A 15,844-nucleotide genomic window follows, 5' to 3' on the forward strand; every position below is an offset into this window, starting at 1 on the left:
GACATGCGCGTGTCTCCATTGGTTCCGGCGCACCCCGTCAAACATTCCCCGGTGGGGTGGGTCGTTGCTGAAAGAAGGCACCCTTGAAGTTCTCACCACGGTTCGCTACAGCGGCCGGAGTGTTCGCGGTCGGGCTGGTAACAGCCGGCACCGCCGCGGCCGTGCAAGCCTCACCCCCATCGCCGTCCGCAGGAGGCGTCGAGGTCTCCAACGCCGCCGCCGCCCTGTCGGTCGACTCGTTCGTGAAGAACCGGCCCACCGTGATCCAGCCCAGCACCGACGACGCCTACGTGCAGAAGTCGGTCACGGCCTCGGGCAACGCCAAGTACATCGCGTACGAGCGCACCTACAAGGGCCTGCCCGTCGTCGGCGGTGACTTCGTCGTCGTCACCGACAAGTCCGGCGCGACGAAGTACACGTCGGTGTCGCAGACCAGGGCGATCGGCAACCTCTCGACCACCGCGAAAATCAGCTCCGCGGACGCCGAGGCCGTCGCCCGCAAGCAGCTGACGACGGTCAACAACGTCGAGGGCACGCGGCTCGTCGTATACACGCTCGACGGTGCGGCGAAGCTCTCCTACGAGACCACGCTGTCCGGCACCGGCGCCGAGGGCCCCAGCCGGCTCACCGTCGACGTCGACGCCGCCAGCGGTGCCGTGCTCAACACCACCGAACACGTGATGCACGGCACCGGCACCGGCTGGCTCAACGGGACGGTGACGATCAACACCACGCTGTCGGGCAGCACGTACAGCATGAAGGACCCGACCACCACGAACCTGTCCTGCCAGGACGCGGCGAACAACACCACGTTCACCAAGTCGACCGACACGTGGGGCAACGGGGTCGGCACGAACAAGGAGACCGGCTGCGTCGACGCGCTGTACGTGGCGCAGACGGAAGTCAAGATGCTGTCGCAGTGGCTCGGCCGCAACGGCATGAACGGCACCGGCGGGTCCTGGCCGATCCGCGTCGGCCTGAACGACCAGAACGCCTACTACGACGGCACGCAGGTCCAGATCGGCAAGAACACCGCCGGCCAGTGGATCAGCTCCCTCGACGTCGTCGGCCACGAGATGGGCCACGGCATCGACGACAACACGCCGGGCGGCATCTCCAAGGGCAACACCCAGGAGTTCGTCGCGGACACGTTCGGCGCGGCCACCGAGTGGTTCGCGAACAACCCGAACGACACGCCGGACTACCTGGTCGGCGAGAAGGTCAACCTGGTCGGCAGCGGCCCGATCCGCAACATGTACAACCCTTCCGCCCTCGGTCACGACAACTGCTACTCCAGCAGCACGGGGACGCAGGAGGTCCACGCGGCCGCCGGCCCCGGCAACCACTGGTTCTACCTGGTGGCGCAGGGCTCGGCCGGCAACGGCCAGCCGGCCAGCCCGACGTGCAACGGGCTTGCGGTCACCAACCCGCTCGGCATCCAGAACGCGATCAAGATCATGTACAACGCGATGCTGATGAAGACCTCGTCGTCGTCGTACCTGAAGTACCGCACCTGGACGCTGACCGCGGCCAAGAACCTGTTCCCGAGCAGCTGCACCGAGTTCAACACGGTCAAGGCCGCGTGGGACGCGGTGTCCGTGCCGGCGCAGTCGGGCGACCCGACGTGCACCGGCGGCACCACGCCGCCGCCGACCACGACCGCTCCGCCGACCACGACGCCGCCCACCGGCTGCTCGGGCCAGAAGCTGCTCAACCCCGGCTTCGAGTCCGGCTCGGCCTCGTGGGCCGGCGACACCGGCACGATCGGCCAGTGGGCCAGCTCCGGCCAGGCCGCGCACGGCGGCACGTACGCCTCCTGGCTGGACGGCTACGGCTCGACCCACACCGAGCAGATCAACCAGTCGGTGACGATCCCGGCCGGGTGCTCGGCGACGCTCACGTTCTACGTGCACATCGACTCGGCCGAGACGACCACCACGACGGCGTACGACAAGCTGACCATCTACGCCGGCACGACCGTCCTGGGCACCATGTCCAACCTCAACAAGGCGTCGGGCTACCAGCTCAAGAGCTACAGCCTCAACGCCTTCGCGGGCCAGACGGTGAACATCAAGTTCAGTGGTACTGAGGACTCCTTGTACCAGACGTCGTTCGTCATCGACGACACGGCCGTCACGCTGAGCTAGCCAGTACCGCACATCGGGGGCCCGGGCCGCGCGTCGCCCGGGCCCCTCCGCGTGTCAGGGTCGTGTCAGGGTCTACGGTGTCCGCAGCGCGATCGCGATGCCGACCACCGGCGGCCGGCGCAGCCGCAGCAGCCGGGTGAGGAAGTTGCCGGCGCGCGACAGGAAGTACTTGCGGGCCACGTACCCGCGCGCGGCCGCGGTGCCCGCCTCGTCGAGCAGCCGGGCCGTCCCGGCGGCGGTCGGCGCCCCGGGCCTGACCCGGCCGCGCACGTCGCAGACCGTCACCGAGACCCGGGCGTCGTTGCGGATCCGCCGGACCTTCCAGGCGTCGGCGTTGGACACGACGAACAGCTCACCGTCGTGCAGCGCGTGCCAGACGGGCGTGGCGACGCCGGTGCCGTTCTTGCGATACGTGGTCAGGCTGACGTACCCGGCCCGGCCGATCTCCTCCACCACACTCATGCCTCAAGCGTACGGACCGATCATGGTCCGTTCGGCCGGGCCCGGCGCACCGGGCGGCCGTCGCGGCCTCGCCGATTCAGATGCTCATCCACCCCCTGGGCTCCCTGCGGGCGGGCCCCGCCCCGTACGCTCGTCGCGGCGCCGCCGGCGCACGGTTCGTTCGCCGCGATGCCCCGGCCCCGCGGCCCGGTCGACAGGCGGGAGGTGTCCGGCATCCTCCAGTTCCACATCCTGGGCCCGCTCGAGGTCGCCAACGCCGGCGGCCCGGTCGACACGGGCACCCCGAAGCAGCGCGCCGTCCTGGCCATGCTGGCGACCCAGCCCGGCCGGATCGTCTCCGTGCAGCGGCTCATCGACGAGCTGTGGGCCGACGAGCCGCCGGAGCGGGCCATCGCGTCGCTGCAGGCGTACGTCTCGCGGCTGCGCCGGGCCCTCGAGCCGGGCCGCACCTCGCGCGACCGCTCGGCCGTGCTGGTCAGCCGCGCGCCCGGCTACCTCCTGCAGGTCCCGCCCGACTCCGTCGACGCGGCCCGGTTCGCCGCCGCCGTGGAGCACTCCGTCGCGGAGCTGGCCGTCGACCCGGCCGCCGCGCTGCGCACGCTGGGCGCGGCCCTGGAGCTGTGGCGCGGCGACCCGCTGCCGGAGCTCGGCGAGTCGGCGCTGGCGCGGGCCGAGCGCAGCCGCCTGTCCGAGCTGCGCCTCACCGCGATGGAGCAGCACTCGGAGGCGCTGCTGGCCCTCGGCCGCGCCGCCGAGGTGGTGTACCGCAGCGAGGGCGCCCTCGCCGAGGCGCCCTACCGCGAACGCCTGTGGGGCCAGCTCATGCTCGCCCTGTACCGCTGCGGCCGCCAGGCCGACGCGATGGCGGCGTACTCGCGGGCGCGCGCCGGGCTGATCGACGAGCTGGGCATCGAGCCGGGGCCGGCGCTGCAGCAGCTGGCCCAGGACATCCTGCGCCAGGCCCCGCACCTGACCCTCGCCGCAGCCACCGAGCCGATCTCCGCCGCGCCCACCCCGGCCGGCCCGATCTCCGCCGAGCCGACTTTCGCCGAGCCGACCTCTGCCGCACCTATTGCTGCCGCGCCTCTCGCTGCGGCACCGATCTCCGCCATCGCGCCGGCTTCCGCCGCTCCGACCTCGGCCGAGCCTGTGCCCATTTCCCCCGGCGTTCCGGACATTTCCGAAATGTCGGTTGAAGGGCCCGGCCCGGGCGCTGCGAGCGCCGTGGGCGCTGTGGGCGCTGTGGGGGTCGCGGACGCGGTGGGTGCTGTGGGTGCGGTCGAGGCCGACGCGCTCGTCGGGCGCGATGACGAGCTGCGCACCGTGGACCGGCTGCTCGCCGAGGCGGCCGCCGGGCGGGGGCGGCTGCTGCTCGTCTCCGGCAGCCCCGGCATCGGCAAGTCCGCGCTGCTGCGGGAGGTCGCCGCCCGCGCCGAGCGGCGGGCCGGCGGCCTCGTCGGCACCGGGACCGGCGTGGACGGCGACGCGCCGCCGGTGTTCCTGCCCTGGGCGCAGATCCTGCGCGGGATCGCCACCTCGACCGAGGGCGGCGCCGCGGCGGCCCTGGCGGCGGCGTTCGCGCCCTACGGGAACCTGCCCGCCGTGCTCGACCCCACGCTCGGGGAGATGCTGCCGCTGCCCGCCGCCGAGCGGCTCGCCGATCCCGAGATGGCGCGGTCCCGGCTCTTCCAGGGCATCGTCGACGGGCTGTTCCGCCTCGCCGCCCACGCGCCGCTCGTGCTCGTCGTGGACGACGCGCACTGGCTCGACGCCCCGTCGACCGTGCTGCTGACCATGTTCGCCAAGGCGCTGCGGCGCGGCCGGGTGCTGCTCGCGGTCGGGTACCGGGAGGCCGAGCTCGCCCCCGATGCGCCGCTGGCCGGCGTGCTCGCGGAGCTGCTCGCCGATCCGGCCGCGGTGCGGCTGCCGCTGCACGGCCTCGAACCCGGCGCCATCGCCGCACTGGCGCGCTCGGTGACCGGGAGCGACGTGCCGCCGGAGACCGTGGCGATACTGGCCGACCGCACGGGCGGCAACCCGTTCTTCGTCGTGGAGCTGCTGCGCGTGCTGGAGGCCGAGCACACGCTGTCGCCCGAGCACGTGCCGGTGCGCGTCCAGGAGGTCGTCCGGCGCCGGCTCGCCAAACTGCCGGGCCAGGTCAACGCCGTGCTCGCGGTCGCCTCGGTGCTGGGGCGCGACGTGCCGGTGCCGGTGCTGCGCGAGGTCGTGCAGATCGACGAGCTGGCGCTGTTCGACACACTCGACACCGCCGTGGTCAGCGGGCTGCTCACCGCCACCGACGACCCGGGACTGCTGCGCTTCTCGCACGACCTGGTGCGCCAGACCGCGTACCAGGACCAGGGCCCGCTGCGCCGCGCCCGGCTGCACGCCCGGGCGGCGCAGGCGCTGCGCGACACCGGGCTGGGCACCGCCGCGCAGCTGGCCGGGCACCTGCGGGAGGCGCTGCCGGTGCTCTCGCCCTTCGACGTGGTGCCGGCGCTCGCGGAGGCGGCCGGCGAGGCCTACGAGCGGACCGCGCACGAGCAGGCCTCGGCGATGCTGCAGGAGGCCCTCGAGGTGCTGCACCGCGCCCCGCCCGGCGAGCGGCGCGACGTCGCCGAGCTCGACCTGCGCATCCGGCTCGCGTACATGCACCAGGCGACCGACGGCTATCTCGCGCCGTTCGTGGCCGGGCAGTACGCCGCGATGGAGCCGCTGCTGCTGCGCCTGCGCGGACGCCCGGTGCTCGACGTGCTGCCGGCGCTGTGGGGATACGCCTCCTTCCACACGGCGGCGGGGGACGTGCAGCGCGCCGTGTCGGTGGCCCGCGCCCCCGCGCAGCAGGGCGGCGACCCGTGGGCGGCGCTCGTCGCCGAGGTGCACGAGGGCCACGCCGCGCTCACCGTGCTCGACCTGCCCCGCGCGCACCGGTGCTTCGAGACCGCGCTCGAGGCGCTGCCCGGCGGCGACCTGCGGATCTTCCCGATCGTCAACTGGGACCCGATCGTCGGTGCGCACGCGCCGGCCGCGATCGCCTGCGGGCTGCTCGGCGACGACGACGCGGCGCAGGCGCACCTGCGCGCCGCCCGGGAGCGCGCCGCCCGGGTGGGCGAGCTGTTCCTGGACATGTACGTCGCGCACTTCGTGGCGGTCGTGGCCGCCGACCGCGACGACCCGGTGGCGGCGGGCGCGGCGGCCCGCGAGACGCTGGCGCTCGCGGAGCGGGGCGGGCATCCGGAGTACCGCAGCCTGGCCGGCCTGGTCCTGGGCTGGGCGGAGGTGCGCACGGGCGCCACAGGTGGCCTGGAGCGGATGGCCGCCGCCCGCGAGCACCTCGGCGACGCGATGCGTCGCTTCGGGCGCCTCGAGGCGCTTTTCGCCGACGCGCTGCTCGCCCTGGACCGGCGCGACGAGGCCGCGGCGGTGGCGGGCGCGGCGATCGAGCGCGGCCTGCCGGGGCAGAGCGGGTTCGCCGAGCCCGACCTGCGCCGCATCCGCGCCCTCGCGCTGCGCGACCTCGAGGGCGCCGGCGAGGCGCTGCGGCTCGCCCGGGCGCTGCACCACGCCCCGGCCACCGAACGCGCCGAGGCCGCCGTCAGCGCGCTGCGATAGGGAGAACCCGCTCGTAGCAGACGGAGAGCGCCGAGCCCTCGTAGACGCCGAAGAGCGGGATCCGCCGGAGCCGGGGGCCTACCCGCCGGCCGTTCAGGAAGAGATGCTCGACGCCGGGTTGGAGGCCTTTGGGTTGCAGATCTCCACCCGGTGACCGGCCGCTTTCCACCCGTGGGTGGCGGTGCCGCGGCCGCCCGGTCCATACCTTCGAGGGCATGAGCCTCACCACCGCGCTGATCGCCCTCGCCGTCGTCGTCCTCCTCATGGTCCGCCGGTTCCTCGGGGAGCCCCTGGGGGCCCGGCGCCTCATCGTCCCGCCGCTGATCCTGATCGTCATGGGCGCGTACACCCTGTCGAAGATCGACCTTGCCGCCAGCGTGCACCACGCGGTCGTCGACGGGGCCGTCCTCGGCACCGGCGCGGTCGTCGCCGTGCTCGGCGGCCTCCTACGGGGCCTGACGGTCCGGGTCTACGTGCAGGACGGCCACGTCTGGTACCGCTACACGCTGCTCACCGTCGCCGTGTGGATCGGCCTGATCGCGCTGCGGATCGGACAATCCTTCGCCGGCCACGCCCTCGCCGCCGACCAGGACCTCATGAACGCCGGCCTGCTGCTCGTCCTCGGTCTGAGCTTCCTCGGCGAGGCGGCGATCGTCGGGCGGCGGGCGATCGCCACCGGCGCCCCGTTCGCGCCCCGCGGCTCCCGGCGGGCCGCCCGCGCCAGCGCCGGGCGCCCGTGACCGCCGAGCCTGTGACCGCCGAGCCCGTGACCGCCGAGCCAATGGCGCAGACTGGTCCGGTGCTCACCGTCACCGACCGCCACATCGCCTGGTGGCGCCAGGTCCGCAGCCTGGTGTTCCTGGCGCTCCTGACCGTCGCGATGTTCCAGGACGAGCCCCGGCCGGGCCTCACCGGCCGGGGCCTCGCCCTGCTCGCCGGGGTCGTGGTGGGCGGGGCGGCGTGGGCGGCGATGGCGCTGCGGGCCGGCGCCGAGCGGATCCAGGTGTACACCGTGACCCTGTGCGCCCTGTCCGGCCTCTGGCTGGTCGCGGTGCACGCGCCCGGCTTCGCGCCCTGTTACGTCATCGCCGCCGTCACCATCGCCGCCGCGTCGCTGCCGCCGGTGCGCGCCGCGATGCTCACCGGCGCGTTCGCGGTGGCGCTAGCGACGACGCTCGGCATCACCGGCGCGTCGATCGAGGTGATCACGATCTGGACCGGGGCGCTGGTGCTGGTGCTGCTGCTCGGGATCGTCCGTCAGCAGCGCGACGCCCGCGTCGAGCAGGCCCGGCTGCTGGCCGGCGAGCAGTCCCGCGCCGCAGCGCTCGCCGAGCGGGCCCGCCTCGCGCGCGAGATCCACGACGTGCTCGCCCACTCGCTCTCGGCGCTGTCGGTACAGCTGGAGACGGCGGCGGCGCTGCTGGAGCGGGACCGCACCGCCGACGCCGCGGTCATCGTGGACCGGGCCGGCCGGCTGGCCCGCGACGGGCTCACCGAGACGCGCCGGGCGGTCAGCGCGCTGCGCGGCGACCCGGTGCCGCTGCCCGAGCTCGTCGGGGAGCTGGCCGCCGGCTACCGGGCCGACCTGGACGCGCCGGCCACGTTCGCGGTCGAGGGCGAGCCGCGGGAGGTCAGCCCCGAGGCCGGGCTGGCGCTGTTCCGCGGTGCGCAGGAGGCCCTGACAAACGTGCGCAAGCACGCGCCGGGCAGCGCGGTCGCCGTGCGGCTGGAGTACTTGCCCGAGGCGGTCCGGCTCACGGTGCGCAACCGGGGCCCGGCCGGCCCGCCGGCGTCCGGGCTGTCCTCCGGCTACGGGCTGACCGGCCTGCGCGAGCGCGCGGAGCTCTCCGGCGGCACCGTCGAGGCCGGCCCGTGCGACGACGGTTGGCTGGTGGATGTGAAGATGCCGGCATGACCATTCGGGTTGTCGTGGCGGACGACCAGACGGCGGTGCGCGAGGGGCTCGCCGTCATGCTCGGCCTGCTCGACGACGTCGAGGTGGTCGGCGAGGCGGCCGACGGCGAGCAGGCGCTCGAGCTCGTCGCCCGGCACCGGCCCGACGTGGTGCTCATGGACCTGCGGATGCCGCGCCGCGACGGGGTCGAGGCGACCGGGCTGATCCGCGCCGGGCACCCGGGGACCCGAGTCGTGGTGCTCACCACGTTCGCCGACGACGAGCACATCCTCGCGGCGCTGCAGGCGGGCGCGCTGGGATACCTGACCAAGGACGCCGGCCGGGTGCAGATCGCGCAGGCGGTGCGCGCCGCGGCGGCCGGCCAGTCGGTGCTCGATCCGCACGTGCAGCAGCGCCTGCTGGCGGCCGCCGTCCAGGGCCGGCCACCGTCCGCCGTCGACCCGCAAGCGCCCGCGACCCCGCTGCCCGACGGTCTCACGGTGCGCGAGGCCGAGGTGCTGGGGTTGATCGCGGCGGGCCTGTCCAATCGCGAGATCGCCCAGCGCCTGTTCGTGACCGAGGTGACGGTCAAGTCGCACGTGAACCGGCTCTTCGCCAAGACCGGCGTGCGCGACCGGGCGCAGGCCGTGCGGTACGCGTACGAGCACGGCCTGACCTCCTAACTCTCGGCCGCCAGCGCCGTCAGCACCGCGGCGGCCGGGCCGTCCTTCGCGTGCCGGAACCCGGTGCCCGCCCACAGGTTGACCCGCTCGGCGTCGCCGGCCGCGGCCGCCGCGCGGCGCAGGGGTGTCGTCAGGTGGTGTACCGCCGGATAGCCCAGCGGCGCGCGCTCGTGGTACCGCCGCACGAACAGGTTGCCCAGCGCCCGCGCCGGCCGCCCGCTGAACGCCCGGGTGACGACCGTGTCCGCTGCTGCCCGCTCGGCCAGGTCTGCCAGGGCGGCCTTGTGCACCGCCGAGGCACCGCTCTCGTCCGTGCGCAGCAGCGCCGTGCCGACCATCGCCGCCGCGGCCCCGGCCCCGAGCGCGGCGGCGACGTCGCCCGCGGTCGCGATCCCGCCGGCCGCGACCAGCGGCAGACCCACCGTCGCCCGCACCGCCCGCAGCAGATCCGGCAACGGTACGTCCCGGGGCGTCGCTTCCGGCGTGAACGTCCCCGAGTGCCCCCCGGCCGCCAAGGCCTGCACGACGAGCGCGTCCACCCCGGCGTCGGCCGCGGCGCGCGCCTCCTGCGCGGACGTGACCGTCTGCAGCACGACGGTGCCGGCCCGCCGCAGCGCCGCGACGGTCCCCTCGGGCGGCAGCCCGAACGTGAACGAGACCACCGGCACCGGCCGGGCGAGCAGCAGGTCGACCTTCTCCGCCCAGTGGTCGTCGTTCTCGACCGGCTCGGCCGCGGCCAGGTCCAGGCCGAACCGCTCGCCCTCGGCCCGCAGCTCCCGCGCGTATCGCCGGAACTCGCCCGCGTCGACGGGCACCGGGTTGGGCGCGAACACGTTGACCCCGAACGCCGCCGTCCCGCCCTCCCGCACGGCGTCGATCTGGGCGGCGAGGTCGTCCGGCGTGCGGTACCCGGCGGCGAGGAACCCCAGCGCCCCGGCCCGCCCGGCCGCCGCGACCAGGGCGGGCGTGGTGGGCCCGCCGGCCATGGGCGCCGCGACGACGGGCGAGGTGACACCGAGGTGCGCGAACAGTGCGATCATGCCCCGATCCTCTCTCGCGCGGGCGGCGGCCGACCGGAAAGCAGGCCCTATGTGGCAGGGAAAACAGGGAAACCCGGAGCCGAGCGCAGGACCGCCGCGGCCGGCTCCGGCTCCGAGCTCGCCTGCGGGTCGTCGCCGATGAAGTCCGCGAACTTGTGCGCCGGGGCCGCGCCGAGGGCGATGTCGGCCAGCGCGCGGAGGCTCTCGGTGCCGGGGACGAAGTAGCCGTCGTGGCCCTCGACCCCGCCGACCGGCAGGGGTTCGGCCCCGAACGACGGGTCGTACGGGTGCGCGCCGTGCCCGGCGCCGAGCACCCGCGCGCCCGGGATGCGCCGGGTCCAGTCGTCCGCGGCGCTGCCGGCCCACACGTGCGCGGCCGTGTGCAGGTCGCGCGCCGAGTCCACGCCCATGCCGGGGCTGCCGAGCGCGACGATGTCGGTCACCCGGCGGTCCAGCCGGGGCGCGGCCAGCCCGGCGACCGTGGAGCCGTAGCTGTGCCCGACCACGACGATGCGCTCGCCGGGCAGCCGGGCGACGAACTCGCGCAGCGCCGCCGCGCCGGCCGCGGCGAGGTCCTCGCGCGCCGCCCCCAGCCCCACGCCCTGCGGGGTGCGATACCCGAGCCAGGCCACGACCGCGACCCGCTCCGCCGCGCCGGGACCGCCGCGGGCCGCGATCTCGTCGGCGAGCCGATGCGCCTGCCAGGCCGGGGCGCGGCGCTGCACACCGCCCAGCCCGCGGTCGAAGTTGGCGGCGGTCGTGTCGACGCCGGGGACGAGCACCACGACGGTCCGGGCGGCGGACGGGTCGCCGACGACCTCCAGGGCCCGGCCGTCCGGGTACCGCTCGCTGTGCATCGGCAGCGGCGGCGCGGTGGCGGCCGGGTGGGTCGGGCCGAAGACGGTGAACAGGGCGGCAGCGACGGGGAGCAGCAGCAGCGTTCGCATGCCGGGGAAGGTAGGAACGGGGCCGGGGTCCGATCGTCATACCGTGGAGCGGTCATCGGACTGGCTCCGCGGTACCGAAGAAGACCATCGGGTCGTGGGTGCCGGCGTGCACGGGTGCGGACATGTGCAGCCGTCGCTTCACGCTCAGCAGGTGGTCGCGCAGGTCTGGGTCGCCATGGCGGGCGGCGGTGAGGTAGCCGAGCCCGCGCCCGCGCAGCCAGCGCAGCAGCACCGCGCCCTCGCTGTTGGGCCAGGGCCGCCGGCCGTGGAAGACGTCGTGCACGGCGACCGCGGCGCCGGGCTTGAGCCGGTCCAGGACCGCCGCGGTGTACCAGCGGGCGAAGCCGGCCGTGTGCCGCGCGTCGACGAGCACGAAGCCCGGGTCGCCGGGCAGTTCGGCGGCGCGCACGTCGCCACGGGTGAACCGCCAGCGGGTGCGGGTCAGCTCGTCGGGCAGGGTGCGGGCGGCTTGATCGGCCCGGTCGTAGGTGTGCAGCACGCCGTCGCCGTTGTCGCGCAGGGCGCGCAGCAGCCACGAGGTGGACCAGCCGTGGTGCGAGCCGATCTCGACGACCGTGTGCGGGCGCAGCGCCCGGACGGTGAGGTAGCTGATCTCGGCCTCGATGTCGTCGAGCTTCGGGCGCATCGGGCGCTGCGCGAGCAGCTCGCGCTGCTCCTCACGGGCGGCGCGCAGGTCGGCGGCGTGCTCGCGGTACCAGCCGATGAGGGTCTCCACCGTGTACATGCGCGCGAAGCTAGACAGCCGCCGGGCGCGGGCGCGTCACCCCGGGGAGCCATCCCGCACGTCGTACCGCAGGACTACTGCTCCCCCGCGTTGACCACCCCGGTCTCGTAGGCGAACACGACGGCCTGGGCCCGGTCGCGCAGGTCGAGCTTCTGCAGCACCCGGCTCACGTGGGTCTTCACGGTCTGCTCGGCGACGACCAGCGAGTCGGCGATCTCGGCGTTGGACCGCCCGCGCGCGATGAGCCGCAGCACCTCGACCTCACGCGGGGTGAGGTCGCGCAGCCGGGCCGGCTGGTGGGCCACGGCGCGCGGCCGGGCGGCGAACTGCTCGATGAGCTTGCGGGTCACCGACGGCGCGAGCAGCCCGTCGCCGGCCGCGACGACCCGCACGGCGTTGACGAGCTCGGCGGCGGGCGCGTCCTTGAGCAGAAACCCGGACGCGCCGGCCCGCAGCGCCTCGAACACGTAGTCGTCCAGGTCGAACGTGGTGAGCATGAGCACCCGGGGCCGGTGCAGCCCGGGCGCGACGCCGAGGATGCGCCGGGTGGCCTCCAGGCCGTCGAGCACGGGCATGCGGATGTCCATGAGCACGACGTCGGGGCCGCGGTCGCGGGCCAGCGCCACACCCTGCTCGCCGTCGGCCGCGTCGCCGACGACCGCGAAGTCGGGCTGGGCGGCCAGCAGCGCGGCGAAGCCCTGCCGGACCATCGCCTGGTCGTCCACGATCAGGATCTTGATCATGCGTCTCCGTTCAGCGGGAGGGTGGCGACGACCTCGTACGCGCCGTCGGCGGCCGGCCCGGCCAGCAGGGTCCCGCCGACCGCCGTGGCCCGCTCGCGCATGCCGAGCAGGCCGTGCCCCTTGCCCTGGGCCTTGCCCTGGGCCTTGTCCTGAGCGGGGGGCACGGGCCCGGATGCCACGCCGGTCGGCTCGTTGCGCACGAGGACGACCAGGTCGGAGCCGTGCCGGCGGATCGTGATCGTCACCGGCGCGCCGGCCGCGTGGCGGCGGGCGTTGCTCAGGGCCTCCTGCACGATGCGGAACGCGGCCAGGCCGACGCCCGGCGGCACCGGAATGCCCGGCAGCGGGGAGAACTTCACCTGCACGCCCGCCTGCCGCGCCTCCCGGACCAGTCCGGCGAGATCGTCGAGGGTCGGCTGCGGCTCGGTCAGCGGGCCGGAGTCGTCGCGCAGCACGCCGAGCAGGCGGCGCATCTCGGCGAGCGCCTCGCGCGAGGTGCCGGCGATGGCCTGCAACTCCTCGGCCACGGCCGCCGGCACGCCCTCGATGCGGTAGACGGCGGTCTCCGCCCGCACGGCGATGAGCGACATGTGGTGCGCGACGACGTCGTGCAGCTCGCGCGCGATCCGGTTGCGCTCCTCGGCGACCGCCCGCCGCGCCTGGGCGAGCTCGGAGCGCTCCTCCTCCTCGGCGAGCGCGTGCTGCACCTCGCGGCGGCGGCGGATCTGGTCGCCGACGACGAGGATCGCCAGGACGAGCAGGAGCAGCCCGGGGATGTTCGGCGGCAGGACGTACAGCGTGACGAGCAGGAACGCGGACACGCCGGTCCAGATCACCACGCCGCGGCGGTGGCGGATCGCCACGACGGCGAGGATCAGCGGATAGCTGAGCACCTGTACCGGCTGCCACGGCCAGGGCGTGCCCGCCTGGAGGTGGATGCGCAGGGTGGTGAGGATCGCCGCCAGGAACGCGATCCGCCATGCCAGCAGCGGCCGGGTGGCGACCAGCGCGATCGGCGCGGCGACGAGCCCGGAGGCGATGATCAGCAGCAGCCAGTCGGAGCGGCCGGGCCCGGAGACGTTGCCGAGGAAGTACTCGTACGCCAGCAGGCCGCACAGCAGCCCGGCCACGGCGCCGATCAGCGGCAGCGACCGGCCGAGCCGCGTCCTGGGGTGGACCGCCGGGTCCTTGCCGAACAGGAATCGGCCCAGGTCCTTGACGATCCACCCCACGATCGCCATGCTATGCCAGCTGCGGGACAACCTCGTCCAGGGCCTGATCAACGGTCCGCACCGCGATGCCCTTGCTCTGGATCAGCTTCAGCTCGGCCTCGAGGTTGGCCGGCGTGACTGCGTAGGTCGGGTCCGCGGCGGTCGTGGACACCTCGTGGTACACCAGCACCAGCCAGCTCTTGTCCCGGATCGCCTGATCGATCCACTGGCCGACCTGGGCCGGCGTGGTGGTGTTGAGGATGTTCTGCACCTTGATGTTGTTGACGTCGGTGCCGTCCTTGGTGTTGAAGCCCTCGTCGGTGGAGCGGTGCGAGCGGTAGTACTTCTTGCTCGTGCTCAGCACCGTGGCGTTGTACTCGCCGTACGGCGTCGCGAAGTTCTTCGCCACGCCGGGGCCGTACCACTGCCGCAGCGTCGCCTGGCTGTCCTTGAGCTCGCTGTCGATCTTCGCGGCGCTCAGCGTCGGCAGGTGCGGGTGGTCGACGGTGTGCGAGGCGATCTCGGCCCCGTGGTTGGCCAGGTCGCCCATCTGCGCCTTGGTCATGTAGTCCGGGTAGTCGATCGTGCTGGTCAGCAGGTAGTACGTGGCGCCCATGCGGTACTTGTCCAGCAGCGGCACGCCGGCGGTGTACTGCGAGCGCCAGCCGTCGTCGAAGGTGAGGCTGACCATCGCCCGGTTGAGCTGCGCCGGGGTGTACTCGCTCAGCGAGAAGTCGTCGGCGGTCACCCAGCCCACCTTCGCCAGCACCTGGAAGACGGTGATCTTCGTGGCGCCGGCCGGGACGGTGTACTGCGCGCTGACCTTCGCCCAGCTCGACGAGGCGGGCGCGGCGGCGAGATACGCGTACTGCGTCGAGCCGTTGGCCATGGTGACCTCGGCGTCGATCTCACTGTCCACGTTGGACTGGTAGTAGTTGGCGTACTGGTAGGTCTTGCCGGGCGTGACGCTCACCGGGGCCGGGCTCCACTTGGCGTCGCCGCTGGTGTACTTCGTGATCTCCGTCTTGACGCTGCGGCTGCCGGTGCGGCCGGTGGTGAGGTAGCCGAACGCGGTGGTGTTCGTGCCCCAGCTCGAGCTGCTCCAGCCGGCCGGCGCGGCGCCCGAGGCGGTCTCCACGGACGGGTTGGCGATGAGGTTGCCGGGCGTCGTGGGCGGCGGCGTGCCCGTGCTGTTGTTCACCGTCACGGTGACCTTCGTGGTGGCGGCCGTCGCGCTGGCGGCGGTGCGCGCGGTGGCCGTGACGGTGTGCACCCCGTTGGTGGCCTTCTTGGTGTCCCAGCTGGCGGTGAACGGCGCGGTGGTGTCCTCGGCGCCGAGGGCGACGCCGTCGACGGCGAACTTCACGCCCAGCACGCCGGCGCCGGCGGTGGCGGCGATCTGCTGGGTGCCGCTGACGGTCGCGCCGTTGGCGGGGGCGGTCAGCGTGACCGAGGCCGGCGTCGGCGTCGGGTTCGGGGCGGCGGAGTCGGCCAGCAGATACAGGTCGGTCTGCAGGCTGCCCTTCTTCTCCAGCAGGTGGTAGACGGACGCCTTCACCGCGTCGGCCGGGGTGGTGAACTCGACCGAGAGCTGCTTCCAGGCGGCCGAGGCGGCGGCGTTGGCGAGCCAGGTGAACGTCTGCTTGCCCGCGGCGTTGGTGTAGACGACCTCGAGCGACGTCTGCACGTCGCTGATGTACCAGTCCGACACGACGTACTTGGTCTTCGGCTTCACGGTGACCGGCGCGGCCATCCACTTGGCGTCGCCGGTTGTGTGCGAGGTCATCGTGATGGCAAGGCTCTTCTGCCCGTCCTTGCCGCCGGTCTTCCAGGACGACGTGGCGGTGTTGGTCCCCCATTTGTCGAACGTCCAGCTGGCCGGCCCCGAGCCCGCGGCGGTCTCCGCGGAGGGGTTGCCGATGAGGTTGGCGCCGATCGCGTACGCCGTCACGCTGGGCAGCAGCGTGGAGAAGAGGGTCGCGAGAACCCCGCCGATGAGGAATCTGAACAAGCGCACGTGTCGCTACCCCTTCGTCACTTTGAGCAACTTCGGACGGGGTATCAGACCAATCCCCCCGTTATCGCGTCAACGCAGCGTGCGGACGCGGTCACGACAGTATCGCCCGCATACTCACCTGACCTGCCCTTCCTCCAAGGAGTGCGTACCGTTTCGTGCACGTTCGGCTTACCTCGAACGCGCCGACGGCCGCCGCGCGGCGTCACCCACAAGTGGCGCCGCGTGGCCGAATCGCTGGCAGCACAAGGAATGCGGCTCCTCGGGCCGGACCCGGCGCGGTGCGGGCGGCCGGGCCGCGAGCGGCGCGGGCGGCCGGAACTTCACCCGCCCGCCGTGCCCCTCC

Annotated in this window: 12 protein-coding genes; 5 read left to right on the forward strand and 7 right to left on the reverse strand. The window is 74.0% G+C overall.

Going from position 1 to position 15,844, the window contains the following annotated elements; all coding sequences use genetic code 11:
• Window positions 1-83: 83 nt before the first annotated feature.
• A complete protein-coding gene (locus ACGFI8_RS34950) occupies window positions 84-2,147 on the forward strand; it encodes a M4 family metallopeptidase (protein WP_392811152.1) in 2,064 nt (687 codons plus the stop codon).
• A gap of 72 nt (window positions 2,148-2,219) precedes the next feature.
• On the opposite strand, the gene ACGFI8_RS34955 is transcribed toward ACGFI8_RS34950, so the two are convergent.
• The gene (locus ACGFI8_RS34955) at window positions 2,220-2,609 is read right to left on the reverse strand and encodes a PPOX class F420-dependent oxidoreductase (RefSeq protein WP_392811154.1); all 390 of its coding nucleotides are present in this window, start codon (window positions 2,607-2,609) and stop codon (window positions 2,220-2,222) included.
• A gap of 204 nt (window positions 2,610-2,813) precedes the next feature.
• On the opposite strand from ACGFI8_RS34955, the gene ACGFI8_RS34960 reads away from it, so the two are divergent.
• From ACGFI8_RS34960 to ACGFI8_RS34975, 4 genes are all read left to right on the forward strand, one after another.
• A complete protein-coding gene (locus ACGFI8_RS34960) occupies window positions 2,814-6,221 on the forward strand; it encodes a BTAD domain-containing putative transcriptional regulator (RefSeq protein ID WP_392811155.1) in 3,408 nt (1,135 codons plus the stop codon).
• Window positions 6,222-6,436: 215 nt separating this feature from the next.
• A complete protein-coding gene (locus ACGFI8_RS34965; protein ID WP_392811157.1) occupies window positions 6,437-6,961 on the forward strand; it encodes a DUF1453 domain-containing protein in 525 nt (174 codons plus the stop codon).
• 11 nt (window positions 6,962-6,972) lie between these two features.
• Window positions 6,973-8,136 (forward strand): sensor histidine kinase, encoded by a 1,164-nt coding sequence (locus ACGFI8_RS34970; protein ID WP_392811158.1) that lies wholly within the window; start codon window positions 6,973-6,975, stop codon window positions 8,134-8,136.
• On the forward strand, window positions 8,133-8,798 hold the full coding sequence (locus ACGFI8_RS34975; protein ID WP_392811159.1) for a response regulator: 666 nt from the start codon (window positions 8,133-8,135) through the stop codon (window positions 8,796-8,798). Before ACGFI8_RS34970 ends, ACGFI8_RS34975 begins: the two co-directional genes overlap by 4 nt.
• Here the strand turns inward: ACGFI8_RS34975 and ACGFI8_RS34980 are convergent.
• The 6 genes from ACGFI8_RS34980 to ACGFI8_RS35005 form a co-directional block, all read right to left on the reverse strand.
• The gene (locus ACGFI8_RS34980) at window positions 8,795-9,838 is read right to left on the reverse strand and encodes a nitronate monooxygenase (RefSeq protein WP_392811160.1); all 1,044 of its coding nucleotides are present in this window, start codon (window positions 9,836-9,838) and stop codon (window positions 8,795-8,797) included. The two genes, ACGFI8_RS34975 and ACGFI8_RS34980, sit on opposite strands and share 4 nt — an antisense overlap.
• Before the next feature lie 47 nt (window positions 9,839-9,885).
• Window positions 9,886-10,785 (reverse strand): alpha/beta fold hydrolase, encoded by a 900-nt coding sequence (locus ACGFI8_RS34985; RefSeq protein ID WP_392811162.1) that lies wholly within the window; start codon window positions 10,783-10,785, stop codon window positions 9,886-9,888.
• 52 nt (window positions 10,786-10,837) lie between these two features.
• Window positions 10,838-11,530, reverse strand: coding sequence for a class I SAM-dependent methyltransferase (locus ACGFI8_RS34990; protein WP_392811163.1), 693 nt, complete (start codon window positions 11,528-11,530; stop codon window positions 10,838-10,840).
• 74 nt (window positions 11,531-11,604) lie between these two features.
• Window positions 11,605-12,273, reverse strand: a complete 669-nt coding sequence (locus tag ACGFI8_RS34995) for a response regulator (RefSeq protein ID WP_392811165.1) — start codon at window positions 12,271-12,273, stop codon at window positions 11,605-11,607.
• Window positions 12,270-13,505, reverse strand: a complete 1,236-nt coding sequence (locus tag ACGFI8_RS35000; RefSeq protein ID WP_392811167.1) for a sensor histidine kinase — start codon at window positions 13,503-13,505, stop codon at window positions 12,270-12,272. The genes ACGFI8_RS34995 and ACGFI8_RS35000 overlap by 4 nt, the downstream gene beginning before the upstream one ends.
• A 10-nt stretch (window positions 13,506-13,515) precedes the next feature.
• Entirely contained in the window at window positions 13,516-15,501 is a 1,986-nt protein-coding gene (locus tag ACGFI8_RS35005; protein WP_392811169.1) for a polysaccharide deacetylase family protein, read from the reverse strand.
• Window positions 15,502-15,844 lie beyond the last annotated feature (343 nt).

The sequence above is a fragment of the Dactylosporangium sp. NPDC048998 genome (genome assembly GCF_043197855.1).
Lineage (GTDB): Bacteria > Actinomycetota > Actinomycetes > Mycobacteriales > Micromonosporaceae > Dactylosporangium.